This window comes from Aquabacterium sp. OR-4 (genome assembly GCF_025290835.2).
In the GTDB taxonomy this organism is placed as follows: Bacteria; Pseudomonadota; Gammaproteobacteria; order Burkholderiales; family Burkholderiaceae_C; genus Pseudaquabacterium.
This window is the reverse complement of record NZ_JAOCQD020000003.1, coordinates 293,717-318,232: the sequence shown is the minus strand read 5'-3', so window position 1 is coordinate 318,232 and position 24,516 is coordinate 293,717. Positions and strand designations below refer to the sequence as shown.

At 70.7% G+C, this 24,516-nt stretch carries 23 protein-coding genes; 7 read left to right on the top strand and 16 right to left on the bottom strand.

The genetic code is table 11. From position 1 onward, the window contains the following. Positions 1-2: 2 nt before the first annotated feature. The 4 genes from N4G63_RS23440 to N4G63_RS23425 form a co-directional block, all read right to left on the bottom strand. A complete protein-coding gene (locus tag N4G63_RS23440; RefSeq protein ID WP_260790037.1) occupies positions 3-1,319 on the bottom strand; it encodes an acyl-CoA dehydrogenase family protein in 1,317 nt (438 codons plus the stop codon). Positions 1,320-1,466: 147 nt separating this feature from the next. Further along, positions 1,467-2,285: an SDR family oxidoreductase gene (locus N4G63_RS23435; RefSeq protein WP_260790036.1), complete on the bottom strand. Its 819-nt coding sequence runs from the start codon at positions 2,283-2,285 to the stop codon at positions 1,467-1,469. Positions 2,286-2,316: 31 nt separating this feature from the next. Further along, a complete protein-coding gene (locus N4G63_RS23430; protein ID WP_314600382.1) occupies positions 2,317-3,837 on the bottom strand; it encodes a VWA domain-containing protein in 1,521 nt (506 codons plus the stop codon). 41 nt (positions 3,838-3,878) lie between these two features. Then, positions 3,879-4,865: an AAA family ATPase gene (locus N4G63_RS23425; RefSeq protein ID WP_260790034.1), complete on the bottom strand. Its 987-nt coding sequence runs from the start codon at positions 4,863-4,865 to the stop codon at positions 3,879-3,881. A 159-nt stretch (positions 4,866-5,024) separates the two neighbouring features. Between N4G63_RS23425 and N4G63_RS23420 the strand changes: the two genes are divergently transcribed. Continuing rightward, positions 5,025-5,168, top strand: a complete 144-nt coding sequence (locus tag N4G63_RS23420) for a type II toxin-antitoxin system Phd/YefM family antitoxin (protein ID WP_260790033.1) — start codon at positions 5,025-5,027, stop codon at positions 5,166-5,168. Beyond that, a complete protein-coding gene (locus N4G63_RS23415; protein ID WP_260790032.1) occupies positions 5,153-5,314 on the top strand; it encodes a CcdB family protein in 162 nt (53 codons plus the stop codon). The genes N4G63_RS23420 and N4G63_RS23415 overlap by 16 nt, the downstream gene beginning before the upstream one ends. A gap of 8 nt (positions 5,315-5,322) precedes the next feature. Here N4G63_RS23415 and N4G63_RS23410 read toward each other — a convergent pair whose 3' ends face one another. Genes N4G63_RS23410 through N4G63_RS23400 form a run of 3 tightly spaced genes read right to left on the bottom strand, consistent with a single transcriptional unit; the run spans position 5,323 to position 8,286 of the window. Next, a complete protein-coding gene (locus N4G63_RS23410) occupies positions 5,323-6,456 on the bottom strand; it encodes an acyl-CoA dehydrogenase family protein (protein ID WP_260790031.1) in 1,134 nt (377 codons plus the stop codon). An 11-nt stretch (positions 6,457-6,467) separates the two neighbouring features. Next, the gene (locus tag N4G63_RS23405) at positions 6,468-7,658 is read right to left on the bottom strand and encodes an acyl-CoA dehydrogenase family protein (protein WP_260790030.1); all 1,191 of its coding nucleotides are present in this window, start codon (positions 7,656-7,658) and stop codon (positions 6,468-6,470) included. A 19-nt stretch (positions 7,659-7,677) separates the two neighbouring features. Continuing rightward, positions 7,678-8,286, bottom strand: a complete 609-nt coding sequence (locus tag N4G63_RS23400; protein WP_260790029.1) for a DUF2889 domain-containing protein — start codon at positions 8,284-8,286, stop codon at positions 7,678-7,680. A 250-nt stretch (positions 8,287-8,536) separates the two neighbouring features. On the opposite strand from N4G63_RS23400, the gene N4G63_RS23395 reads away from it, so the two are divergent. From N4G63_RS23395 to N4G63_RS23380, 4 genes are all read left to right on the top strand, one after another. After that, a complete protein-coding gene (locus tag N4G63_RS23395) occupies positions 8,537-9,577 on the top strand; it encodes a sulfate ABC transporter substrate-binding protein (protein ID WP_260790028.1) in 1,041 nt (346 codons plus the stop codon). Positions 9,578-9,596: 19 nt separating this feature from the next. Next, complete coding sequence (cysT, locus tag N4G63_RS23390; RefSeq protein WP_314600406.1) at positions 9,597-10,430, top strand: sulfate ABC transporter permease subunit CysT; 834 nt, start codon at positions 9,597-9,599, stop codon at positions 10,428-10,430. 144 nt (positions 10,431-10,574) lie between these two features. After that, positions 10,575-11,414, top strand: coding sequence for a sulfate ABC transporter permease subunit CysW (gene cysW, locus N4G63_RS23385; RefSeq protein ID WP_443112101.1), 840 nt, complete (start codon positions 10,575-10,577; stop codon positions 11,412-11,414). Further along, a complete protein-coding gene (locus N4G63_RS23380) occupies positions 11,411-12,526 on the top strand; it encodes a sulfate/molybdate ABC transporter ATP-binding protein (RefSeq protein ID WP_260790025.1) in 1,116 nt (371 codons plus the stop codon). The genes cysW and N4G63_RS23380 overlap by 4 nt, the downstream gene beginning before the upstream one ends. Before the next feature lie 52 nt (positions 12,527-12,578). On the opposite strand, the gene N4G63_RS23375 is transcribed toward N4G63_RS23380, so the two are convergent. After that, positions 12,579-13,535 carry a CysB family HTH-type transcriptional regulator gene (locus tag N4G63_RS23375; RefSeq protein ID WP_260790024.1) on the bottom strand — a complete coding sequence of 319 codons (957 nt, stop codon included), beginning with the start codon at positions 13,533-13,535 and terminating at the stop codon, positions 12,579-12,581. Between the two features lie 184 nt (positions 13,536-13,719). Further along, the gene (locus N4G63_RS23370; protein ID WP_260790023.1) at positions 13,720-14,553 is read right to left on the bottom strand and encodes an alpha/beta fold hydrolase; all 834 of its coding nucleotides are present in this window, start codon (positions 14,551-14,553) and stop codon (positions 13,720-13,722) included. Positions 14,554-14,790: 237 nt separating this feature from the next. Here N4G63_RS23370 and N4G63_RS23365 point away from each other — a divergent pair, with 237 nt between their 5' ends. Continuing rightward, the gene (locus N4G63_RS23365) at positions 14,791-16,491 is read left to right on the top strand and encodes a histidine kinase N-terminal 7TM domain-containing diguanylate cyclase (protein WP_260790022.1); all 1,701 of its coding nucleotides are present in this window, start codon (positions 14,791-14,793) and stop codon (positions 16,489-16,491) included. Here N4G63_RS23365 and N4G63_RS23360 read toward each other — a convergent pair whose 3' ends face one another. The 7 genes from N4G63_RS23360 to N4G63_RS23330 form a co-directional block, all read right to left on the bottom strand. Then, complete coding sequence (locus tag N4G63_RS23360) at positions 16,492-17,391, bottom strand: glycoside hydrolase family 16 protein (protein WP_260790021.1); 900 nt, start codon at positions 17,389-17,391, stop codon at positions 16,492-16,494. 110 nt (positions 17,392-17,501) lie between these two features. Beyond that, positions 17,502-18,785, bottom strand: coding sequence for an ABC transporter substrate-binding protein (locus N4G63_RS23355; protein ID WP_260790020.1), 1,284 nt, complete (start codon positions 18,783-18,785; stop codon positions 17,502-17,504). A gap of 4 nt (positions 18,786-18,789) precedes the next feature. After that, positions 18,790-20,142 (bottom strand): GH1 family beta-glucosidase, encoded by a 1,353-nt coding sequence (locus N4G63_RS23350; protein WP_260790019.1) that lies wholly within the window; start codon positions 20,140-20,142, stop codon positions 18,790-18,792. A 55-nt stretch (positions 20,143-20,197) separates the two neighbouring features. Continuing rightward, positions 20,198-21,034, bottom strand: a complete 837-nt coding sequence (locus tag N4G63_RS23345; protein ID WP_260790018.1) for a carbohydrate ABC transporter permease — start codon at positions 21,032-21,034, stop codon at positions 20,198-20,200. Beyond that, complete coding sequence (locus N4G63_RS23340) at positions 21,031-21,963, bottom strand: carbohydrate ABC transporter permease (RefSeq protein ID WP_260790017.1); 933 nt, start codon at positions 21,961-21,963, stop codon at positions 21,031-21,033. Before N4G63_RS23340 ends, N4G63_RS23345 begins: the two co-directional genes overlap by 4 nt. Before the next feature lie 156 nt (positions 21,964-22,119). Next, positions 22,120-23,397 (bottom strand): acyl-CoA dehydrogenase family protein, encoded by a 1,278-nt coding sequence (locus N4G63_RS23335; protein WP_314600380.1) that lies wholly within the window; start codon positions 23,395-23,397, stop codon positions 22,120-22,122. A gap of 117 nt (positions 23,398-23,514) precedes the next feature. Continuing rightward, on the bottom strand, positions 23,515-24,498 hold the full coding sequence (locus N4G63_RS23330) for a tripartite tricarboxylate transporter substrate binding protein (protein WP_260790015.1): 984 nt from the start codon (positions 24,496-24,498) through the stop codon (positions 23,515-23,517). Between the last annotated feature and the right edge of the window lie 18 nt (positions 24,499-24,516).

The following is a 24,516-nucleotide window of genomic DNA, read 5'->3' as shown; positions in this document are numbered from 1 at the left end:
GATCAGCTGCGCCACACCATCGAGCCCTGCATCTCCTCGGCCGCGCCCTCGGTGGCACGCACCTCGCTGCGGCCCACCACCATGTGGTGCACTTCATCGGGGCCGTCGGCCAGGCGCAGCGTGCGCTGCTGGCTGTACATGTGGGCCAGCGGGGTGTGCTGGCTGACGCCCAGCGCGCCATACATCTGGATGGCCTGGTCGATGATCTTGCACACGCGCTCGGGCACCATGGCCTTGACCATGTGCACCCAGATGCGGGCTTCCTTGTTGCCCAGCACGTCCATGGCCTTGGCGGCCTTCAGCACCATCAGGCGCATGGATTCGATCTCGATGCGGGCGCGCGAGATGATCTCCACATTGCCGCCCAGCCACACCAGCTGCTTGCCGAAGGCCTGGCGCGACAGGCCGCGCTTGACCATCATGTCCAGCGCCACCTCGGCCGCGCCGATCGAGCGCATGCAGTGGTGGATGCGGCCCGGGCCCAGGCGCAGCTGGCTGATCTCGAAGCCGCGGCCTTCGCCCAGCAGCATGTTGCTGGCCGGCACGCGCACATTGTTGAAGCGGATGTGCATGTGGCCGTGCGGCGCATGGTCTTCGGCAAAGACATGCTGGCCGCCGACGATCTCGACCCCCGGCGTGTCCTTGGGCACCAGGATCATCGACTGCTGCTTGTGCGGCGGCGCATCGGGGCTGGTGCGCACCATGGTGATCAGGATCTTGCAGCGCGGCGAGCCGGCGCCCGAGATGTAGTGCTTCTCGCCGTTGATCACCCACTCGTCGCCTTCCAGCACGGCGCTGGTGGCCACGTTGCGGGCATCCGATGAGGCGTGGTGCAGCTCGGTCATGGCATAGGCCGAGCGGATCTCGCCCTTGAGCAGCGGCTCCAGCCACTGCGCCTTTTGCGCTGCCGTGCCCACGCGCTCGAGCACCTCCATGTTGCCGGTGTCGGGGGCCGAGCAGTTCATCGTTTCGCTGGCCATCGGGCACTTGCCCAGCTCGCTGGCGATGTAGGCGTAATCCAGGTTCGACAGGCCTTCGCCGGTGTCGGCATCGGGCAGGAAGAAGTTCCACAGGCCCTCGGCCTTGGCCTTGGCCTTGGCGCCATCCAGCAGCTCGAGCTGGCCGGGGGCGTAGCTCCAGCGGTCGGCACGGTCGCGGCCCAGCTTCTCGTACTCGGCGGCCATCGGTTCGACCGTTTCCTTGATGAAACGCTTGACGTGCTCGTACAGCGGTTTGCTCTTCTCCGTCATGCGCAGGTCGTTCAGCGGATCGCTGGGGTCGAGGCTGAAGGCGTTGGCGGGGATCTGGGGCTGACTCATGGTCGGGGGTCTCCTAGAAGGCCTGTGGTGGCAGGCAGGATTGAAACAGTGAACGAAGCGAACCCGGCGGCCGCCGCGGAGCCGGCTTTGCCGGGCCGCTGGCGGCGCCCCCTCGGGGGGCGGCGCCGCAGGCGCTCCGGGGGGGACTCATAACGAGGCCACCACGCCGCCATCGCTGGCAATGGTCTGGCCGACCACGTACTCACCGGCGCGCGAGCTGAGAAAGATGGCCAGGCCGGCAATGTCTTCGGGTGTGCCGACACGGCCGCTGGGGTTGCTGGCGGTGACGGCGCTCCAGTCGACGCCATCGGTGGCACCGCCATGGCCCACGCCGGTGGACAGCATCCAGGTGGGGTACGGCCCCGGCGCAATGGCATTGACCAGGATGCGCTCGGGCGTCAGCCGCTTGGCCAGAAAGCGGGTGAGGTGGTGCACGGCGGCCTTCGAGGCGCCGTAGCTGTAGCTGTCGAAGCTGGCCGACTTGATGCCGTCGACCGAGCCGATGTTGATCACGCGCGCCGGGCTCGGCCCTTGCGCCGCCGCGCGCAGCAGCGGCAGGCATTGCTGGGTGAGAAAGAACACGCCCTTGACGTTGGTGTCCATCACCTTGTCCCAGCCCACCTCGGGAAAGCTCTCGATCGGCGCGCCCCAGGCCGCGCCGGCGTTGTTGACCAGGATGTCGAGCCTGGCTTCCCGCTTGGCCAGTTCGGCCGCCAGATGCGTGCAGCCTTCCACCGTGGACAGGTCGGCCGGCAGCGCGATGCAGGTGCCGCCGCGGCCCTCACCCAGTTCACTCAGGCGCCTGGCGGTGGCTGCGCATGCATCGGCCTTGCGCGAGGAGATGTAGACCTTGGCGCCGTGGGCCAGCAGGCCGGCGGCGATCATCTCGCCGATGCCGCGCGAGCCGCCGGTGACCAGCGCCACCTTGCCGCGCACCGAGAACAGGTCTTGGAAGTTCGTGCTCATGGGTCTCCTCTCGTGGGTTGTTCGGGGACGGTCAACCGTAGGCTGCCAGGGCTTCGTCGATGGCGCGCTCCAGGTCGGCTGCGCTTGCCACATGCGTGGCCAGCGTGCAGAACGGGGCGTACTTCGGCATCACGCTGTCGCCGCTGCCCCAGCGGCTCTTGGGCTCGGGGCACAGCCACAGCACGCGCTTGGCGCGGCTGGCGATCTCGGCCAGGATGTCCACGCGCGGCTCGGCATGGTTGCTGCGCCCGTCGCCCAGGATGATCACCGTGGTGCGGCGGTCGATCACGTCCCAGAACTGGTCTTGCAGGTCGGTGAAGGCCTGGCCGTAGTCGGTGCTGCCGCTGTGGGTGTGCAGGATGCGCTCGAAGGCTTCGTCGAAGGGCAGGTTCTCGAGCAGCGGGCCCACATCGCCCAGCTGGTTGGCGAAGGCAAAGCTGCGCAGATCGGCCACCGAGCCGTGCAGCGCATACAGAAACAGCAGCAGGAAGCGCACATGCGCGGCCACCGAGCCCGAGACATCGCAGAGGGCCACGAACCTGGGCTTGTCTTTGCGGCGGTACTTGAAGTGCAGGCGGTGCGGCACGCTGTCGTGGCCGGCGCTGGCGCGGATCATGCGGCGAAAGTCGAGCTGGCCGCGCAGCTGCACGCGGCGGCGGCGCGAGTGCTTCACGGCCATGCGCCGGGCCATGCGGGCCACCACCACGCGCATGCGCTCCATGTCGTGCGGCGCCAGGCGGCCCAGGCTGCGCTGGGCCACCACGTCCTGCATGAAGGCCTCGGTGGCCGGGCGGCCGTAGAGCTCGAAGCGCTGCTCCACCAGCGCGCGGGCGGCACGGCGCAGCGTCTCGCGCGCGGCCTGCAGCGTGGACAGCTCGGCCTGCGGGTCGGGCGAGCCGCTGGCCTGGGGCTCCAGCAGCAGCTGGCGGATGCGGGCATCCAGCGGCGCGATGCCCAGTGCCTCGAGCAGGCGGCGGGTCAGCGGGCCGACCTGGGTGTGGAACTGGATGTCGTCGACCTGGGCGGCCTCGGCGGCGCGGTGCAGGGCCGGGCCGAGGCTGGGCATGCGTTCGCGCCCCTCGGCCGATGAGGCGCCACCGCGCGCCTCGGCGGCCATCACGATCAACTGCTGCAGCGCGTCGCCGCCGCTGGCCGCGGTGGCCGCGCTGGCCGCGGTGGGCGCGGTGGGCGCGGCCGGGCGATCGGCGTGCGGGCCGCCGCCGGCATCCTGTCCGGGCTGGCCGGGCTGGCCGGGTGCCTCACCGGCCGGCTGGGGCCTTGCATCGGGCGGGTTGGCCGAAGCGCCATCGCCTGTCTGGCGCATTTCGGCCGAGGCCTCCACGGCGCCGAAGAACTGGTCGAACACGCGCGCGTGGATCAGCTTCTCGGCCGGAGTCTTGGCCAGCACCACGCCCAGGCCGTCTTTCAGCTGGCGGCGGTCGGCATAACCCAGCAGGGCCACGGCACGCGCAGCGTCGATGCTTTCGGCGATCGACGCGTCGGCCCCGGCCGCGCGCAGCGCGCGGACGTAGTTGACCAGGGTGCGGTCCATGGCAGGTGGCGCGGCGGTCTGGCGCGGCGGGCTGGCGCGCCTCAGGCCCGGCTCGCGGCCAGGGCGTCGCGGGTGAGCTGCGGCAGCCGGGCCTGCACGGCCTGGATGTCGCTCTCGCGCTTGAGCAGCACGTTCAGCGTGTCGCGAACCAGGGTTTCATCCAGCGCGCCGGCATGCAGCAGCAGCAGGGTGCGCGCCCAGTCCATGCTCTCGGCCACGCTGGGCGGCTTGCGGATGTGCTCCTGGCGCAGCGCCTGCACAAAGGCCACCAGCTGCCTGAGCAGCGCTTCATCAATGCCCGGCACGCGGGCGCGCAGCACCTGCTGCTCGAACGCCGGCTCGGGAAAGCCGATGTGCAGGTGCAGGCAGCGGCGCTTGAGCGCATCGCCCAGCTCGCGCGTGTTGTTGCTGGTCAGGATGACCAGCGGCGGCACCTGGGCGCGGATGGTGCCGATCTCGGGCACGGTGACCTGGTAGTCGGCCAGCACCTCCAGCAGCAGGGCCTCGAAGGATTCTTCGCTCTTGTCGATCTCGTCGATCAGCAGCACGCTGCCGCCAGCCTGCTCCATGGCCTGCAGCAGCGGGCGGGGCTGCAGAAAATCGCGCGAGAAGAACAGGTCTTGAAACCCGGTGAGCTTGGTGTAGGCCTGGGCCAGCGTGTCGGCATCGGCCATCAGCTGGCCGATCTTTTCCTTCAGGATCTGGGTGTAGAGCAGTTGCTTGCCGTACTGCCACTCGTACAGCGCGCGGCTGTCGTCCAGGCCCTCGTAGCACTGCAGGCGGATCAGCGCATGGCCCAGCGCCTTGGCGGCCGACACCGCCAGCTCGGTCTTGCCCACGCCAGCCGGGCCTTCGATCAGCACCGGCTTGCGCAGATGGTGGGCCAGGTACACGGCCGTGGCCACCTGGCGGTTGGCGATGTAGCCCACGCTGCCCAGCGCGGCGGTGATGGCCTCGATGGACGACAGCGCGGCCGGGGCGGTGGCAGGGATGCCGGCGATGGCGGCCGGGGCAACGGGTGCATTCATGCACCCAGTTTGCGCAAGACAGGCGGGCGGCGCTATTGCCTGGGCGACACCCCAGACTGCGGGCTTTCCACGAGACGGCGGGCCCGCCCGGTGGCCGTGGCCGACCGCCGTTTCTCGGAATGGCCAGAATGGCCAATCCACTGCCGATAGGAGCTCGCCATGCGCATCACGGCCACCGACGCCAAGAACCGGTTCGGCCAGGTCAGCGCCCAGGCCAAGCGCGAGCCCGTGTTCGTCGAGAAGGCGGGCCGGGTGGACACCGTGACTTTGCCGGCAAGGCGCCCGCCGTGCTGTGCCCGGTGATCGTGGTGCAGGGCCAGCGCCTGCACGCGCTGGCGCACTATGCGGCGCCGCTGCCGGCCAGGCTGCTGCGCCGGCCCGTGGACAACGTGGCGGCGCAGGCCAGCGCGCTGGCCTCGGCCATCGACTGCGTGCGGTCTGGCGTCTAGGAGGCTGCTCAGCTCACCCGCGCAAACCGCGCCAGGTGGTGATCGGCATCACCAAAGCGCTGCGCCAGCATGGTGAGGCGGCGGAAGGTGTGCGAGACCTTCATCTCCTCGGTCATGCCCATGCCGCCATGCAGTTGCACGGCCTCCTGGCTGACCAGGCGCGCCGCGTCGGCGATCTTGAGCTTGGCGGCCGACACGGCGCGCTGGCGCTCGCGCACCGCGGCCGGGCTGGTATCGGTGCCGTCCACACGGCTGGCGGCCAGGATGGCCATCGAGCGCGCGGTTTCGGTGTGGATGTGCATCTCCACCATGCGGTGCTGCAGCACCTGGAACGAGGCAAGGGCCACGCCGAACTGCTTGCGCGTCTTGGTGTACTCGAGCGTGGCGTCCACCGCATAACGCATGGCGCCCACGGCCTCGGCGCACAGCAGCGCGGTGGCAAAGTCCAGCGCCTCGTCGAGTGCCGGCTGGGCCTGGCCGGCGCTGCCGCCCAGCAGGGCGTCGGCGCCCAGCGCCACGTCGCTGAACCCGATGTCGGCGGCGCGCTGGCCGTCCACCGTGCGGCAGGGGCTCAAGGCCACGCCCGGCGTGGCGGGGTCGACGATGAACAGCCGCGTGCCTTCGGCCGTGGCCGCGCTGACGATCAGCGTGTGGGCCTGCGGCGCGCCGATGACCACGCTCTTGGCGCCGCTCAGCACCCAGCCCTCGGCGCGGCGCTCGGCGCGGGTGTTGCGCGGCGCCGCGTCGTAGCGGCGGCCCGGCTCGAGGTAGGCCAGGGCCAGGCGCCGCGTGCCATCGGCCAGGCCAGGCAGCAGCGCGGCGCGCTGGGCCGGCGTGCCGGTGCGCGCCACCAGGCGGCCGGCCAGGCCCACGTTGTCGAGCAGGGGCTCCACCACCAGGGCTTCGCCGCAGGCTTCCATGGCGGCCATCAGGTCGACCGCGCCACCGCCAAAGCCACCGTCTTCTTCAGGCAGCGCGATGGCGGTGAGGCCCATCTCGGCCAGGGTGGCCCACACCGGCTCGCTGAGGCCGGTGGCCGAATGCACGATGGCCTTGCGCTGGTCAAAGCCATAGTGCGCGCCGAGAAACTTGCGCAGCGATTCGGCCAGTTGCTGCTGCTCGTCGGAGTAGTTGAAATCCATGACCAAACTCCTTAAAGCCCCAACGTGGCCTTGGCGATGATGTTGCGCTGGATCTCGTTGGATCCGGCGTAGATGCTGGTCTTGCGGTAGTTGGCGTAGCGCGGGGTCAAACGCCAGGCAATCGGCGAGGCCGGCGCCTCCCCCTCGCCGCCCGCCACGGCCATGAAGGGCTGGGCCAGCGGGCCCACGGCCTGCATCATCAGCTCGGTGATCGCCTGCTGCAGCTCGCTGCCGCGGATCTTCAGCATCGACACATCGGCGCCGGGCGGCTGGCCGCTCTTGCGCATCTGGTCGAGAAAGCGCATCGAGGTCAGCTCCAGCGCCTCGAGCTCGATCTCCACGCGCGACAGGCGGTCGCGAAAGCGCGGGTCGTCCATCAGCGAGCGGCCCTCCACCTGCTGCTCGGCCGCCAGGCGCTTGAGCGCCGCCAGCTCGCGCTTGCTGCCGCCCACATTGCCCGAGCCCATGCGCTCGTGGCCCAGCAGGTACTTGGCCACCGTCCAGCCCTTGTTCTCCTCGAAGATCAGGTTCTCCACCGGCACCTTCACGTCGTCAAAGAACACCTCGTTCACCTCGTGGCCGCCGTCCATCAGGATCAGCGGGCGCACGGTGATGCCGGGCGTGGCCATGTCGATCAGCAGAAAGCTGATGCCCTCCTGCTTCTTGGCCGTGGCGTCGGTGCGCACCAGACAGAAGATCCAGTCGCCGTAGTGGCCCAGCGTGGTCCAGATCTTCTGGCCGTTGACCACATAGTGATCGCCCTGGCGTTCGGCGCGGGTCTTCAGCGAGGCCAGATCGGAGCCCGAGCCCGGCTCGGAGTAGCCCTGCACCCAGAACGCCTCGCCCGAGCGGATGCCGGGCAGGAAGCGCTGCTTTTGCGCCTCGGTGCCAAAGTGCAGCAGCACGCTGGCGCACATCTGCGGCCCGAAGGCCGGCAGCGCCGGCGCGCCGGCCAGGCCGAACTCCTCTTGAAAGATGTAGCGCTGGGTGATGTTCCAGCCGGTGCCGCCCCAGGCCTCGGGCCAGTGCGGCACGCTCCAGCCCTGGGCGGCCAGGATGCGGTGCCAGCGCTGGTAGTCGTCCTTGGCCAGGTGCTCGTAGCCGGTGACCTTGTCGCGGATGTCGGCAGGCAGATGGGCGGCCAGCCAGCTGCGCACCTCGGCGCGGAAGGCCTGTTCTTCGGGGGAGTAGTTGAGATCCATGTCGTCTCCTCGGGGGTGTTCAACCCTGGCGCGCGGCACCGGCGTTCAGCTGGGCGATCACCGGACCGTCAGGGTGGTAGGAATGGCAGGTGCCGATCAGCGCCTCGATGCGGAACACGCGCGGCGGCGCCGGCTCGCCCGCCCGGCGCGGTGCGTAGACGTTGGAAGCAAAGCACTGCACCGCGGCGCCGGCCACCGCCTCCATCATCGCGATCACATGGGTGCAGCCCTGGGTGCCGCCCAGGCGCTCGTACAGCGCCTTCTTGAAGCCCTTGCCCAGCGACAAGCCCACCAGCGCCTGAAAGTTCGGCTGCACGCCGGCACAGCTGTCGTAGGGCGTGCTCTTGAAGGCCGAGGCCATGGCCACGATGTGGCGCTGGCGGTCCATCGTGACGCGCAGCTGCAGGTTGTGCAGGGCCGAGCCGGCCCGGCAATCGCCGCGGAAGTCGCTGTGGTAGTCGAACGGCCGGGTGTCGATGAAGCGGGCGTCGATTTCCAGCAGCCCGTCGTCGCGGCGAAAGCTGCGGCAGACGATGCTGCGCGTGTGCACCGCCTCGCGCGGCGCTGGCGGCGGCAGCAGCCAGCCCTCGTCGAGGCTGGCATGCAGGGGTTCACCGGGAGAAAGCATCGGGGCGGGCGCACACAGGGCAAGGGGTCGGGCAGCGCGGCGATGCTCGCACGCAGCCACGCCGGCGCCTTGCACCCTGGCGACAGCGGGCCGGCCGGGTTTTTGCGGATCGACAGCCGGCGGCGCCCGCCCGCATCTGCATAAAACGCATAAGCAAACGACAAAACTGTGGTTTGCGCGCTGAGGGCGCGGCCCTAGCATCGCGGGCTTCGCCGTGCCACGGCGCCCTTGCAGCCTGCCCACACCCGCCATGCCCCACGCCATCCGCCGCCCTGCCCGCCCCGCCCTGCAACGCCGTGCCCTGCTGCTGGCCTCGATGGGCCTGGCCGCCCTGGGCGCCGGCCAGGCACTGCCGGCGCTGGCCGCCGGCCCGACGCTGCTGAACGTGAGCTACGACGTCTCGCGCGAGTTCTACAAGGACATCAACAAGGCCTTCGTGCCGCACTGGAAGAAGACCAGCGGCGAAGACATCACCCTCAACCAGAGCCATGGCGGCAGCAGCAAGCAGGCACGCGGCGTGATCGAGGGCCTGGAGGCCGACGTGATCACGATGAACCAGGCGCTCGACATCGACGTGGTGGCCGAGGCCGGCTTCATCGCGCCCGACTGGGCCAAGCGCTACCCGAACAACGCCGCGCCGACCAGCTCGCTCACCGTGTTCATGGTGCGCAAGGGCAACCCCAAGGGCATCAAGGACTGGGCCGATCTGGCCAGGCCCGGCGTCAGCGTGATCATCCCCAACCCCAAGGTCACCGGCAACGGCCGCTACGGCTACCTGGCGGCCTGGGGCGGCGGCCTGAAGAACGGCCTCAGCGCCGCGCAGACGCGCGAGCAGGTGGGCAAGATCTTCGCCAACGTGCCGGTGTTCGACGGTGGCGGCCGCGCCGCCACCACCACCTTTGCGCAGCGCCAGATCGGCGACGTGCTGGTCACCTTCGAGAGCGAGGTGCAGAGCATCGTCGAGGAGTTCGGCAAGAACTACGACATCGTCTACCCCAAGTTCACCGTGCTGGCCGAAAACCCGGTGGCGGTGGTCGACAAGGTGGCGGCCAAGAAGGGCACGCGCAAGCAGGCCGAGGCCTACCTGCAATGGCTGTGGAGCGACGAGGCGCAGGAGATCGCGGTCAAGCACAACCTGCGGCCGGTGAGCGCCAGGATCCTGGCCAAGTACCCCAACGAGTTCCCGAAGCAGGCCACCTTCACGGTCGACGAGGTGTTTGGCGGCTGGAAGAAGGCCCAGGCCGAGCACTTCAAGGACGGCGGCATCTACGACCAGCTACTGAAGAAGTAATGCGCCTGCGCGCCGCCTGCTGATGTTTTCCCGCCTTCTTCTCAAGCGCCACTCGGTGCTGCCGGGCTTCGACCTGGCGCTGGGCTTCACGCTCAGCTACCTGTGCCTGATCGTGCTGATCCCGCTGGCGGCGGTGTTTCTGAAAACCGCCACCATGGGCTGGCCGGCCTTCTGGGATGCGGTGGCCGCGCCGCGCGTGCTGGCCAGCTACCGGCTGACCTTTGGCGCGTCGTTCCTGGCGGCGCTGGTCAACGCCTTTTTCGGCCTGATCATCGCCTGGGTGCTGGTGCGCTACCAGTTCGCAGGCAAGCGCGTCGTCGATGCGCTGGTCGATCTGCCCTTTGCGCTGCCCACCGCGGTGGCCGGCATCACGCTGACCGCGCTGTATGCGCAAAACGGCTGGATCGGGCAGTACCTGCCCTTCAAGGTGAGCTTCACGCCGCTGGGCGTGTTTGTGGCGCTGCTGTTCATCGGCCTGCCCTTCGTGGTGCGCACGCTGCAGCCGGTGCTGGAAGACCTGTCGGCCGAGTACGAAGAAGCCGCCGCCACGCTGGGCGCCACGCGCTGGCAGACCTTTCGCCACGTGATCCTGCCGATCCTGCTGCCGGCCCTGACCACCGGCTTTGCGCTGGCCTTTGCGCGTGCGCTGGGCGAGTACGGCAGCGTGATCTTCATCGCCGGCAACATCCCGATGGTCAGCGAGATCACGCCGCTGATGATCATCAGCAAGCTCGAGCAATACGACTACACCGGCGCCACCGCCATCGCGGTGGTGATGCTGGTGGCCAGCTTCGCCATGCTGTTGGTGATCAACCTGCTGCAGGCCTGGGCCCGGAAACGGCAGGGTCAGTGACATGACTCCCCCCCGAAGTGCCTTCGGCACCTCCCCCCCAGGGGGGCGCCGCCAGCGGCCCGGCGAAGCCGGTTCCGCGGCGACTGCTTGATTTCGACCTGTGCTTTGCGAGCAACCAAGATGACATCCCATGGTCCTGTCAAGGTGGCCACCAAAGAACCGGCCTGGCTGCGCTTCACGCTGATCGGCGTGGCGCTGGCCTTTCTGAGCCTTTTTCTGTTCGTGCCGCTGGTGGCGGTGTTCGTCGAGGCGTTCAAGAAGGGCGTCGAGGTCTACCTGGAAGCCATTCGCGAGCCCGATGCCGTCAGCGCCCTGAAGCTCACGCTGGTGGCCGCGGCGATCAGCGTGCCGCTGAACCTGGTGTTCGGCGTGGCCGCCGCGTGGTGCATTGCCAAGTTCGAGTTCCGCGGCAAGAGCCTGCTGCTGACGCTGATCGACCTGCCGTTCTCGGTGAGCCCGGTGATCGCCGGCCTGGTGTATGTGCTGGTGTTCGGCCTGCAGGGCTGGTTCGGCCCCTGGCTGCAGGCGCATGACCTGAAGGTGATCTTCGCGGTGCCGGGCATCGTGCTGGCCACGGTGTTCATCACCTTCCCGTTCGTGGCGCGCGAGCTGATCCCGCTGATGCAGGCGCAAGGCCGTGAGCAGGAGGAAGCCGCCGTGGTGCTGGGCGCCAGCGGCTGGCAGGTGTTTCGCCGGGTCACGCTGCCCAACATCAAGTGGGCGCTGCTGTATGGCGTGATCCTGTGCAACGCACGGGCGTTCGGCGAGTTCGGCGCGGTCAGCGTGGTCTCGGGCCACATCCGCGGCCAGACCAACACCCTGCCGCTGCACATCGAGATTCTCTACAACGAGTACCAGTTCGCCGCGGCCTTTGCCGTGGCCAGCTTGCTGGCCGGCCTGGCGCTGGTGACCCTGGTGCTCAAGCTGTGGGTCGAGCGCCGGCTCGAGCAGCAGTTGCGCGCGGCCAAGGAGCCTTTGGAATGAGCATCGAAGTACGTGCGCTGAACAAGCAGTTCGGCCGCCTGAAGGTCTGCGACAACCTCAACCTCAGCATCGCCTCGGGCGAGCTGGTGGCACTGCTGGGCCCCTCGGGCTCGGGCAAGACCACGCTGCTGCGCATGATTGCCGGGCTGGAGGTGCCCGACAGCGGCCAGGTGCTGTTTCACGGCGCCGACACCACCGGCGCCGATGTGCGCGAGCGCAACGTGGGCTTCGTGTTCCAGCACTACGCGCTGTTCCCGCAGATGAACATCTTCGAGAACGTGGCCTTCGGCCTGCGCGTGCGGCCGAAGAGCACGCGGCCGAGCGATGCGCAGATCCGCGCCAAGGTCACCGATCTGCTGAAGCTGGTGCAGCTCGACTGGATTGCCGAGCGCTACCCGCACCAGCTGTCGGGCGGCCAGCGCCAGCGCATTGCGCTGGCCCGCGCGCTGGCGGTCGAGCCCCAGGTGCTGCTGCTCGATGAGCCCTTCGGCGCGCTGGACGCCAAGGTGCGCAAGGAGCTGCGCCGCTGGCTGCGCCGCCTGCACGACGAGATGCATGTGACCAGCGTGTTCGTCACCCACGACCAGGACGAGGCCATGGAAGTGGCCGACCGCATCGTGGTGATGAACGAGGGCCGCATCGAGCAGGTGGGCAGCCCCGACGAGGTGTACGACCGCCCGGCCACGCCCTTTGTGCTGCAGTTTCTGGGTGACGTGAACCTGTTCCACGGCCGGGTAGGCCACAGCGGCCATGGCCCGGGCGGCGCCGCCGGCGCGGCCGAGGGCGACGTGCACTATGTGCGCCCGCACGAGCTGGATGTGCTGGGCCAGCCTGACGCTGCCGAGCTCACCACCGCGCCCCCCGCCGAGCACGCCGCCTGTCCGGCCGAGCTGGTGCAGGTGCTGACCCTGGGGCCGGTGACCCGGCTCGAGTTTCGCCGCGACGACGGCAGCTATGTCGATGTGGAACTGCCCCGCGCGCGTTGGCAGGCCCTGCGCGACAGCCTGAACCTGGCCCCCGGCCAGCGGGCCTGGCTGAAGGCCCGGCGCGTCACGCGCTTCGTGGCCGGTGCCGATGGCGCGGTGGTGGACGACCCGGCGGCGGCCATCTAGGCGCCGCCATCAGAAGCCGCCGCAGCGGCTGCAGCATGCAGCCTGCGGCGGCCTACAGCTCGAAGGCCTCGCCCGGCTCGGCCACCAGGGCGCGCTGCACCATCTGCTGGGTCAGCGGTGGCGCAAAGGTGGTGATGAAGTCGAACACGTAGTGGCGCAACCAGGCGCCGCGGCGGATGGCCAGGCGGGTCATGTTGGCGGCAAACAGGTGGCGGGCGTCGATGGCGCGCAGGTGCGGGTCGCGCTCCTCGTCGAAGGCGATGGCCGCGACGATGCCCACGCCCAGGCCCAGCTCGGCATAGGTCTTGATCACGTCGGCGTCCATGGCCACCAGCACGATCTCGGGCGTGAGGCCGGCCTTGGCGAAGGCCTCGTCGATGTGCGCACGGCCGGTGTAGCCCGACTCGTAGGTGACCAGCGGAAACTGCGCCAGACGCTGCAGCGTGAGGCCCTGGCCGGCCGCTGCCTCCAGCGCCAGCGGGTGGCCGGGCGGCACCACCACGGTGTGCGTCCAGCGGTAGCAGGGCAGGGCCAGCAGCTCGTCGTACTGGGCCAGGGCCTCGGTGGCGATGCCGATGTCGGCCTCGCCGTCGATCAGCATGCGTGCCACCTGCTGCGGCGTTCCCTGGTGCAGGTGCAGCTGCACCAGGGGCCGACGCTGGCGAAAGTCGCGCACCGCCGCCGGCAGCGCATAACGCGCCTGCGAATGCGTGGCGGCAATGGTCAGCGCGCCTTCGTTGCTGCGCGCAAACTCGTCGCCGGCGCGCCTGAGGTTGTCGGCCTCCAGCAGCAGGCGCTCGATGATCGGCAGCACCAGCTTGCCGGGCTCGGTGAGGCCGGTCAGGCGCTTGCCGGCGCGGCCGAACAGGTCGATGCCCAGCTCGTCTTCCAGTTCGCGGATCTGCCGGCTGACGCCCGGTTGCGAGGTGTGCAGCACACCGGCCACCGCGGTGAGGTTGAAGTTCTGGCGCACGGCCTCGCGCGCCGAGCGCAGTTGCTGAAAGTTCACGGGCAGACGGTGGCGGCAGGGCGCGGTGCAGACATGAGCCACCCGCCGGGGGTGGATGGGGCAGGCCCGCATTCTGGGCGGCCGGCCGGTGCGGGCCAACCACCTTTTGGCAGTTAGCTTAGGCGCCGGGCGCATAAGCCGGGCGCCTCGTGCGGGCGCATGAACCGGGCGCCCGGCGGCAGGCTCAGTCCGCCGGGCCGAGGATCGCGTCGATCACCTGCTGCGGCCGCTCGAGCAGGATCTGGTGCCCCGTGCGCAACAGCACCTCGATGCGGGCCCGGGGCAGCGTGGCGGCCAGGGCCTGCGCGCCGGCGGCCGGGGTCAGCCCGTCCTGCGCGCCGGCCAGGATCTGCACCGGCCAGTGCACCGTCTGCAGGGCCGGCGCATCCAGCGCGAGGCGCTGGCGGAACAAGGCCTTGATCACATGCAGCGGGTTGCGGTCGCTGATCGCGGTCTCGCGCGCCACCAGGGCGGCGTCGGCCGCGTCGCCCCAGGCCGCGGCATGGAAGCCGGCCGACAGCTGCGGGCGCAGCCACTCCAGCACCGGCACCGGCAGCCAGAAGATCCAGGGCGTGCGCCGCCGCCGCTCGGGGCCGGCCGGGGCCAGCAGCAGCAAGCGGTCGATGGGCGGCAGCGGCGCCACGCCGGCCTGCGACAGCAGCGCCAGCACCTGCGAGCAGCCGTAGGAATGGGCCACCAGCCGGTTGCGCGCGCCGCCATGCCGGGCCAGCAGCTCGCGCAGATCGGCCACCAGCTCGGGCCCGGCGTAATGCGCAAAGCGCCGGGGCGCCGGGCTGTCGCCATGGCCCACCGCATCCAGCGCCAGGACCCGGTGGCCGGCGGCCTGCAGCGCCGGTGCAATGCCCTGCCACTGCGCGGCGCGGCCGCCGGCGCCATGGATCAGCCACACGCTCAGGCCACTGGGCGCGGCCGTGGGCTCGCCCACGTGCAGCACCACCTGGCGGCCCTGGCGCAGGGTTTGCAGCAGGCCCGGGCCGTTCATGGCCGGGCCGGTCATGGCCTGGCCGTGGAAGGCCGGGCCGCTGAGCGCCCTGGGCAGGCGGCGGCGCGTGGCAAGGCGGCGGTTGAGGGCATGGCCGAGGCTCCAGTCGGTGCAGACACCGATTGAAACACCGCTGCGCGATACTGCCGGCGCCGCCCCCGCCGCGGGGCGCACACCCCCTATGCCACGCCCGTCCCCGCCCCTTCGCCAGCCCGGCCTGCGGCCCGCCGCCCGGCGGATGCGCCGGCGCGCATGACGCCGGCGATCGACCCCGCGGCCTGCCTGGCCACGGCCTGGCAGGTGGCCCCCGACCTGCCGGTGCGCCTGGCCGTGGTGTCGGGCCTGGCCGCGGTGGCCGGCTGGGCCGATGCGCAGCGCTACTTTCCGGGCAAGCGCGCGTTCTTCTGGCTCAACGTGGTGCTGGTGCTGTGGATTGCCGGCACCACGGTGGAACACGCCGCCGTGTCGCCCGGCTGCAAGAGCACGCTGGCGCTGCTGTGCTGGCCGGTGATCCTGGCGCTGCCGGTGCTGTGGTCGCTGTTTCTGCAGCGCTATGTCAGCAGCGACACGCAGCCGCCGCGCCGCATGGCGGTGCTGCTCACGGTGCTGGCCATCGCCGCGCTGACGGCTGCGGCCTACAGCAACGGCTGGCATGCCGCGTTCTACGGCCCGGCCAGCGACCTGGGCCCGCCGGTGATGGGCCTGCCGCGCATGCGCTATGCCTACGGGCCGCTGTTTCTGCTGGCCGCGGTGTGGGGCTACGGCTGGCTGGTGCGGGCCACGGTGCTGATCGGCCGCGCGGTGCAGGAATGCGCGCCCGAAGACCGGCCGCAGTGGCTGGCCTTTTTGCTGATGATGGCCGTGCCCTGGACCACCAACGTGGCCTATGTGCTGTTTGGCGTGCGCCTGCTGGGTGGCGACCCCACGCCGCTGAGCTTTGCCGTGGCGGTGGTGGGCTTTGGCTGGCTGATCCGCAACAGCAGCCTGCTGCGCGTGGTGCCGATGTCGCGCCGGCTGCTGTTCACCGCCCTGCCCGACCCGGTGCTGGTGCTCGACTCGCTGAACCGCGTGATCGACTGCAACCGCGCCGGCGAGCGCCTGGCCAGTCAGGGCGCGCTGGCCGGCGCCAGCACGCCCGTGGTGCCGCGCGGCCTGGCGCTGGCCGACTGGCCGGTGGCCGGCGCGGCGCTGGCCGAGCTGCTGCAGCGCGCGCCGCACGGCGAGGGCACGGTGGTGATCGACTCGCCACCGCTGGTGCTGGATGTGCGCGCCACCGACATCGGCAGCGGCACGCAGCGCATCGGCCGCATGCTGCAACTGCGCGACGTGACCGAGCGCCACCGCACCCAAACCCGCCTGGCCGCCGCACTGGCCCAGCGCGACGCCCAGCTGGCCCAGGTGGCCCAGCTGGAGGCCGAGCTGCGCGAGCAGACCCTGCGCGACCCGCTCACCGGCCTGCACAACCGGCGCGCCCTGGTGCAGCGCTTTGCGCAGGAGCGCCAGCACCAGCTGGCCACCGGCCAGCCGCTGAGCCTGGTGCTGCTGGACGTGGACCACTTCAAGCGCGTGAACGACAGCCACGGCCATGCCGTGGGCGACGCGGTGCTGCAGGCGCTGGCCGGCGTGTTCACGGCCGGGCTGCGCGCCAGCGACTCGGTGTTTCGCATCGGCGGCGAAGAGTTCGCGCTGCTGCTGCCCGGCGCCGATGCCACCCAGGCGCAGCTGCGCGTGGCGGCGCTGCGCCAGGGCACCGGCAGCGGCCTGCCGCTGCCGCTCGATGGCCCGCCGGGCCTGCACGGCCTGCATGGCCTGTTGCCGATCGGCTTTTCGGCCGGCATCGCCACCTGCGGCCGCGGCACGCACAGCCTGGACGATCTGCTGCGCCGCGCCGACGCGGCGCTGTACCGCGCCAAGCACCTGGGCCGCGGGCGCAGCGAGCTGGCGGCCGACTGATCAGCGCGGTGCCTGGTACACGCGCACGTGCTCGATCTCGAAGCGCACCGGGAACGCGCGGTCGTCCACCGGGCCGCCCAGGTCGCCGCCCACCGCGATGTTGAGGATCAGGAACTGCGGCCGGTCGAAGGGCCAGCGCGCGCGGCCGCTGCCGTCGTTGCGCACGATGTGGTGGGTCTTGCCGTCCATGCCGAAGCGCAGCTCGGTGGGCGTCCACAGCATCTGGTAGTTGTGGAAGGCGCTGCAGGCGTCGGGCACCTGGATCGCATTGCCCGAGCCGTTGCCGCCATGGCCGGCAGCGGTGTGGATGGTGGAGAACACCTTGGCCGGCTCGCGGCCCACCTGCTCCATGATGTCGAGCTCGCCGCCGGCCGGCCAGTCGAGCGCGCTGTTGAGCATCCAGATCGCCGGCCAGGTGCCCAGGCCGCAGGGCAGCTTGGCGCGCACCTCGAAGAAGCCGTAGGTCCAGTCCTGCCGGCCCAGCGTGACCAGGCGGGTCGAGCTGTAGCGCTGGCCGCCCCAGTCGGCCTGGTCGCGGCGCTCTTCCAGGCGCGCGGTGATCACCAGGCGGCCGGCGCGCACCTCGGCGTTGTCGGCGCGCGGGCCGCTGTAGTACTGCTGCTCGCGGTTGTGCCAGCCCTGCTTGTTCATGCCGGTGTCGTAGGCCCAGCGGCGCGGGTCGGGCAGGCCGTCGCGGTCGAACTCGTCGGCCCACACCAGGCTGTGGCCGGCCGGCGGGCGCAAGGGCTCGGCCAGCGCCGCGTCGGTGGCGGCCGGCGTGCCGGCGGCCACGGCATCGGCCGCGGTGGCCGTGCCGCCGCCGCAGGCGGCCAGCGCACCCAGCGCCAGCAGGGCCGCCATCAGCGGCGAGCGGTTCGGGCCAGGGCGGGCAGTGGGCATCAGCGGGTCTCCAGGAAGCGAACGATCAGGCGGACGGACCAGCCAAGCAGCCAGCCAACGAACGGGGCGCGCGCACAAGGCGGCGCACAAGGCAGCACTCGACGCAGCACTCAACGCAGCGCACGGCGCTGCAGCAGGCGCTGGGCATCGGCCAGCGCGCTGCGGATCGGCTTGGCACGGGTGAGCACGTTGTCGAGCTCGGTGTTGACCACCTCGTCGGCAAAGGCGTTCTGGCGGTGCACCGGCATGGCGTCGATGCGCGCCGCGGCCTCGCGCCACAGGCGGCGCGCCGGCTGGTCGCCGAGAAAGGCCACCGGGCCGTCGAAGAACGCGTCCTGGTGCACCTCGCGCAGCGCCGGAAAGGCGTCTTGCTGCTTGAACGCGGCCAGCTGCTGGCCGGTGTCGAGCGTCATCAGGCGGATGTAGTCCCAGGCCAGCGCGCGGCGCCGGGCATCGGCCTGGCGCGGCAGCGCATAGAAGGTGCCGCCATAGGCCGCATAGGTGGGCCCGGGCAGCTGCGCGGCACGCCACAGGCCGCGGGTTTCGGGCGCCACCCAGGTGGCCAGCTGCCCCACCAGCCAGGCGCCCGACAGCGCGGTGGCCAGCTTGCCGCGCTTGTAGCCCTCGGCCCATTCATTGGTCCAGGCGGTCAGGCGCGCGTCCAGGCCGGCCTGGCGCGCGCGCAGCGCGATCTCGAAGGCGCGCTCGAAGCGCGGCGTGTCGGCCAGCGCGCGCGAGTCGGCGTCGTAGTAGAGGCCTTCGCCGGGCTGGCGGCCGTCGCGCAGCGCGATGTCCTTGATCTCCTGCGCCGCAGCCACCAGAAACGCGCCGGTGCGGGCCTTGATCTGCCGGCCGGCGGCCAGGTAGTCGTCCCAGCTGCGGCCGATGGCATTGCCGTCGAGTCCGGCGCGGCCCAGGATGTCGGTGCGCCACAGCATGGTGCCGGGGCCGATGTCGGTGGGCATGGCCACCACCGCGCCGGTGGCCGTGACCGCCTGCTGATAGGCATAGGGCACCACCCGGTCGCGCAGCTGCTCGATGCCAAAGGGTGGCTGGCGCAGGTCGAGCAGGCCGGTGCCGCGGGCATAGCGGCCGACAAAGCTGGCCTCCAGCGCCATCACGTCGGGCAGGCCGCGCGCGGTGGACAGCGCGGTGGTCATCGCCGTGTGGTGGTCGATGTACTGGCGGGTGAGGATGCGCAGCGCCACCTCGGGGTGCAGCGTGCGCCAGCGCGACAGCGCGGCGCGGCCGATCTCGTCGATCAGCGGAAAGGCGGCGATGGTCAGCACCTCGCGCGGGGCGCGGCCCTCGCTGGCCGTCACCGCGGCCGGCCACACGCTCAGCGTGGCCGCGCCCCCCGCCCCCGCCGCCAGCAGGCCCCGGCGCGACAGCATGCGCTCAGCCCCGCGCGGCCAGCAGGCGCTGGCGGGCCATGAAGGCGCTCAGCCAGCGCGCGCTGCGCTTGGGCGTGCGCGCCAGGCTCTGGTAGTCGACATGCACGATGCCGAAGCGCTTGGCATAACCCGAGGCCCATTCGAAGTTGTCCATCAGGCTCCAGACGATGTAGCCGGCCATCGGCACACCGGCAGCCAGCGCGTCGCCCACCGCGCCGATGTGGCTGGCCAGGTAGGCGCAGCGGTCGTCGTCGGCCAGCTCGCCGTCGTGCCAGGTGGCATCGGGAAAGGCGCCGCCGTTCTCGGTGATGACCAGCGGCGGCACCGCGTAGTCGCGTTTCAGGCGCAGCAGCAGCTCGGTGAGGCCTTGCGGGTAGATCTCCCAGCCCATCTCGGTGAGCGGCAGGCCGCCCTGCCTGGCGTCCCAGGCACCGCTGGCGCTGACCACGGCACGCGAGTAGTAGTTCAGGCCCAGCCAGTCGAGCGGCTGGGCGATGGCGGCCAGGTCGCCGGCCTGCACCGGCGGGCCGTCGTCGCCCAGCCAGGCCAGCACGTCCTCGGGGTAGGCGCCCTTCAGCAGCGGGTCCATGTACCAGCGCACCAGCTTGCCGTCTTCCAGGCGCGCGGCGGCGGCGTCTTCGGCGCTGGGCGTGGCCGGCTGCACCGGCGACTGGTTGAGCACGATGCCCAGGCGCGCACGCGCGCCGTCGGCGCGCAGCGCCTGCAGCGACAGGCCGTGGCTCAGCAGCAGGTGGTGGGCCACCGCGCTGGCGCTGCGCCGGCTTTTCACGCCGGGCGCGAAGATGCCGGTCTCGTGGCCCAGCGTGGCCATCACCCAGGGCTCGTTGTGGGTGGCCAGCGTGCTCAGCCGGTCACCCAGCCGGGCCTGGATGCCGCGCGCGTAGTCGACGAAGTGCTGCACCGTGTCGCGGTGCATCCAGCCGCCCTGCTGCTGCAGGGCCTGCGGCAGATCCCAGTGGTTGAGCGTGAGGTGGGCCTGCAGGCCGCGCGCCAGCAGGCCATCGACCAGGCGCTCGTAGAAGTCGAGTCCGGCAGGGTTCCAGGCGCCCTGGCCCAGCGGCTGCACCCGTGGCCAGCTGACCGAGAAGCGGTAGCTGTTGACGCCCAGGCTGGCGATCAGGTCGAGGTCGGCCTCGAGCCGGTGGTAGTGGTCGCAGGCCACGTCGCCGTTGCTGGCGTCGGCAATGGCGCCGGGCTGGCGGCAGAAGCTGTCCCACACCGACGGGCCCTTGCCGTCGGCGGTGGCCGCGCCCTCGATCTGGAACGCGGCCGTGGCCACGCCCCAGATGAAGTCGGCAGGAAAGGCCTGGGTCGGCAGCGGGGCGATGGGGCTCATGGGACGGTGCGGCAGAAATCGGGATGGGGATGGGGATCGCGGTGCGCGGACGGCATCACTTGACGGCGCCGGCGGTGAGCCCGGCGATGAGCTGGCGCGACGACATCACAAACAGCAGCAGCAGCGGCACGGTGGCAATGGCCGAGCCGACCATCAGCGCGCCCCATTGCGTGTCGAGCGGGCTTTGCAGGTTGCGCAGGGCCAGCGGCAGCGTGAACATCTCGGGGTTGCGCATGACGATCAGCGGATCGACGAAGTTGTTCCAGCTGGCGATGAAGGTCACCAGGCCCAGCGTGCCCAGCGCCGGGCGGCTGAGCGGCAGCACCACGCGCCACCAGATGCCCAGCTCGCCGCAGCCGTCGAGCCGCGCGGCCTCGATCAGCTCGGTGGGCACCGAGGCGGCGATGAACTGGCGCATCAGGAAGATGCCGAAGGCGCTGGCCGCGCCGGGGATGTAGAGCGCGCGCGGCTCGTCGATCCAGCCCAGCATGTCCATGATGATGAAGCTGGGGATCATCTTCATGAAGGTGGGCAGCATCATCGTGCCCATCACCAGCAGGAACAGCGCGCGCTTGCCCTTGAACTCGAAGCGCGCAAAGGCGTAGCCGCCCATGCTGCAGAACACCAGGGTCAGCGCGGTGCTGGCCAGCGCGACGTACAGGCTCCAGCCCAGGTTGCGCCAGAACGGGATGCGCGCGGTGAGGATCTGCAGGTTGCCCAGCACATCACCGCCGAACCACAGCGGTGGCGGCAGGTTGAAGATGTCGGCCCGCGAATGCGTGGCAAACACGAACATCAGGTAGAACGGCGCCAGCATCAGCAGCGCGCCCACGCCCACCAGCAGGTAGGCCGAGCCCAGCGCCATGCCGCGCGCCGCGGGTGCGCGGCTCATGTCGAGCCCCGCTCGCGGAAGGCGCGGTTGGTGGCCCAGGTCAGGCCCACCACGATGGCGCACAGCACCCAGCTCATGGCGCTGGCGGCGCCGAAGTCATTGAAGTCGAAGGCCAGGCGGTAGAGGTACATCGCGGCGGTCATGCCGGCCTGGTCAATGCCGCCGCGGCCGTTGGTGAGCACGAAGGGCTCCTCGAACAGCTGCAGCCCGCCGATGACGCTGAGCGTCACGCCGAAGTAGGCCATCGGGCGGATGCCGGGCAGCGTGATGTGGCGAAAGCGCGCCCAGCTGCCGGCACCGTCGATGCGCGCGGCCTCGTACAGGTCTTTCGGAATGGTCTGCAGCGCGGCCAGGTAAAGCACGGTGTTGAAGCCCACGTAACGCCAGAACACGATCAGCGCGATGGTCGGCCGCAGGTACTCGGGGCGGTTGATCCAGTCAATCGCCTGCTGCGGCAGCAGCCAGCCCAGCAGCGGCCAGCGCGCAGCCTGGGCAATGCCCTGGTTGACCAGGCCGTAGTCGGTGGAGAACAGCGCGCCGAACAGGATGGCGATGGCCACCGTGCTGGTGATGTAGGGCAGGAAGTAGGCGCCGATCACCGCATTGCGCAGGCGCTGGAAGCGGCTGTGGATGAACACCGCCAGCGGAATGGCCACCAGGTGCTGCGGCAGGCCGGCGGCCAGCGCCAGCCAGGCGGTGTTGCGCAGCGACTTCCAGAACCACTCGTCCTGCAGCGCGAAGGCAAAGTTGTCCAGGCCGACGAAGCTCATCGCGCCCAGGCCGCTGGTCGGCTCCCAGCTCTGGAAGGCCAGCCACAGGCTGAAGCCCAGCGGAAACAGCCCGAACACCACGAACAGCGCCAGAAAGGGCAGCAGCAGCACATAGGGTGCGCGGCGCGGCCCCAGGCGTGGCAGCAGGCGGCGTGGCACGCGGTGCGCCAGGGCGGCGCGCGGCGCGGTGGTCGGCGGGGACGGGTCGGTTCTTGGCATCATTGAAAGCGCTTTCACACTGTACCTGCACACGAGGGTGCCGGGGCAAAGGGTAAATGCGGATCTCGCTGGTGCCGGGTGCCGGGGCGAGCAAGGTCAGAACTTGTTCGGCCCCATGTAGCCAAACAGAAAGCCCGCCACCTTGCGCATCTGGATCTCTTCAGAGCCTTCGGTGATGCGGTAGCGCCGGTGGTGGCGGTAGATGTGCTCGAAGGGCTTGTGGCGGCTGTAGCCGATGCCGCCGTGCACCTGCATCGCGCGGTCGGCGGCCTCGCACACCAGGCGGTTGGCCCAGTAGTTGCACATCGAGACCTTGTCGCTCAGCGTCTTTTCCACCTCGGGGTGCGGCATCTGGTCCATCTGCCAGGCCGTCTGGCGGATCAGCAGGCGCAGCATCTCCACCTGGGTGGCCAGCTCGACCAGCGGAAACTGGATGCCCTGGTTGCGCGCCAGGTCCTCGCCGAAGGGCCGGCGCTGGCGCGCATGGCGCACGCTCTCGCGCACGCAGTAGTCGGCCGCGCCCAGCGAGCTGGCGGCCTGGCGGATGCGGTTCTCGTGCACGAAGGCCTGGGCCAGGGCCAGGCCGCGGCCCTCGGCGCCGAACATCGCGTCATCGGGCACCCACACGTCGGTGAAGCTCACGCGCGGGTGGTCGGTGGGCATGTTGAAGGTCCAGAGGTACTCCTCGATCTTCACGCCCGGTGCGTCGGCCGGCACCAGAAAGGCGGTGATGCCGCGCGCATCGCCGGCCGCGCCGCTGCTGCGCGCAAACAGCGTGCAATGGGTGGCGGTGTGCATGCCGGTGGTCCACATCTTCTCGCCGTCGATGCGCCAGCCGGGCCGGCCGTGACGCTGCTCGCGCACCGCACGGGTGTCCATGTGGGTGGCGTCCGAGCCATGGCCGGGCTCGGTCAGGCCGAAGGCGATGCGGTAGCGGCCGTCCAGGCAGCCGTGGATGAACTGCTGCTGTTGCGCCGGGCTGCCGAAGTCGCGCAGCATCACGATGACCGGAAAGTTGCCGACCACCGAGTGCTCGTTCTGCAGGTCGTTGAACAGGCCCAGGCCCTTGGCGGCCAGGTGCTCGCGGATCACCGCCATCCACAGGTTGCCGCCGCCCGCGCCGCCGTAGGCCTCGGGCAGGCTGAAGCGGTAGAAGCCGGCCTGGTCGGCGCGCTGCCGGGCCTGCAGCAGCAGGGCCTCCCACTCGGGCCGTGGCAGGCCGCCACCCTCGAAATCGGTGCGCGCCCATTCGCGGCGGTGGTCGAAGAAGCGCTCGTTGTCGTGCTGCGCCTGAAGCGGTCGGATCTCGGCCTCGATGAAGGCATCGAGCCGCGCCAGATAGGCCACCAGGTCGGTGGGCAGGTTGAAATCCATGCCGGTTGTCTCCTGCGGCTGCGGCGCCGCTGGAGGCCGACACTAGGCCAGCGGCGGTGCGCCGGCAGTCCCTGGTGCGACAGGCGAGCGGCCGGCTTGTTGCCGCCGCCACCGGCCTCAATCGAGCTTCAGGTCGGCCTTCTTCACCAGGCGGGCGTAGCGCTCCTGCTCGGTCTTGAAGAACTGCGCCGCGGCCTCGGGCGTGCTGGGGGCGATGTGGTTGTCCTGGCGCGCCATGGCGGCACGCACCTCGGCATCGGCAAAGGCGGCGGTCACGGCGTCCAGCAGGCGCCGCACCTGCGCGGGCGGCAGGCCCTTGGGGCCGATCACGGCAAACCAGCCGGCCACGTCGACCTCGGCAAAGCCCTGCTCGGCCAGCGTGGGCAGCTCGGGCAGCGAGGCCACGCGCTGCTGGCCCATCACGCCGATGGCGCGCAGTGCACCGCTCTTGAGGTGGCCCTGCACCGCCGGCACGGCGGCCACGCCCAGCTCGATCTGGCCGCCGATCAGGTCGGCCAGCATCGGCCCCATGCCCTTGTACGGGATGTGCTTGACGCTCACGCCCATGGCGTCCACCACCATCTCGCCGGCCAGGTGGATGATGGTGCCGTTGCCCGAGCTGCCGTAGTTGCAGACATCGGGCCGCGCCTTCAGGTAGGCCTGCAGCTCGCGGGCGGTTCTGGCCGGCACCTTGGCCGGGTTGACCACCAGCAGGAACGGCGAGCTGCCCACCACGCTGATCGGCGTGAGGTCGGCCTGGCTGTCGTAGGGCAGCTTCTTGAACACGCTGGGATTGACCGCGTGGTTGTTCGACACCACGCCGATGGTGCTGCCATCGGCGGCCGCCTTGACCACGGCCTGGGTGCCGGTGATGCCGCCGGCACCGGGCAGGTTCTCCAGCACCACCGGCTGCCCGCCCAGGGCCTTGGACAGCGCGGCCTGCGCGGCCCGCAGGATCAGGTCGACCCCCGAGCCCGGGCCCACCGGCAGGATCACGCGCAGCGGCGTGGCGGCCTGCGCATGCGCCGTGCGGCAGGCCCACGGCGCGGCCAGGCCAGCGGCGGCGCCCAGCAGCTGGCGGCGGTGCAAAAGAGCGGTCATGGTGTGTCTCCGGTTGTT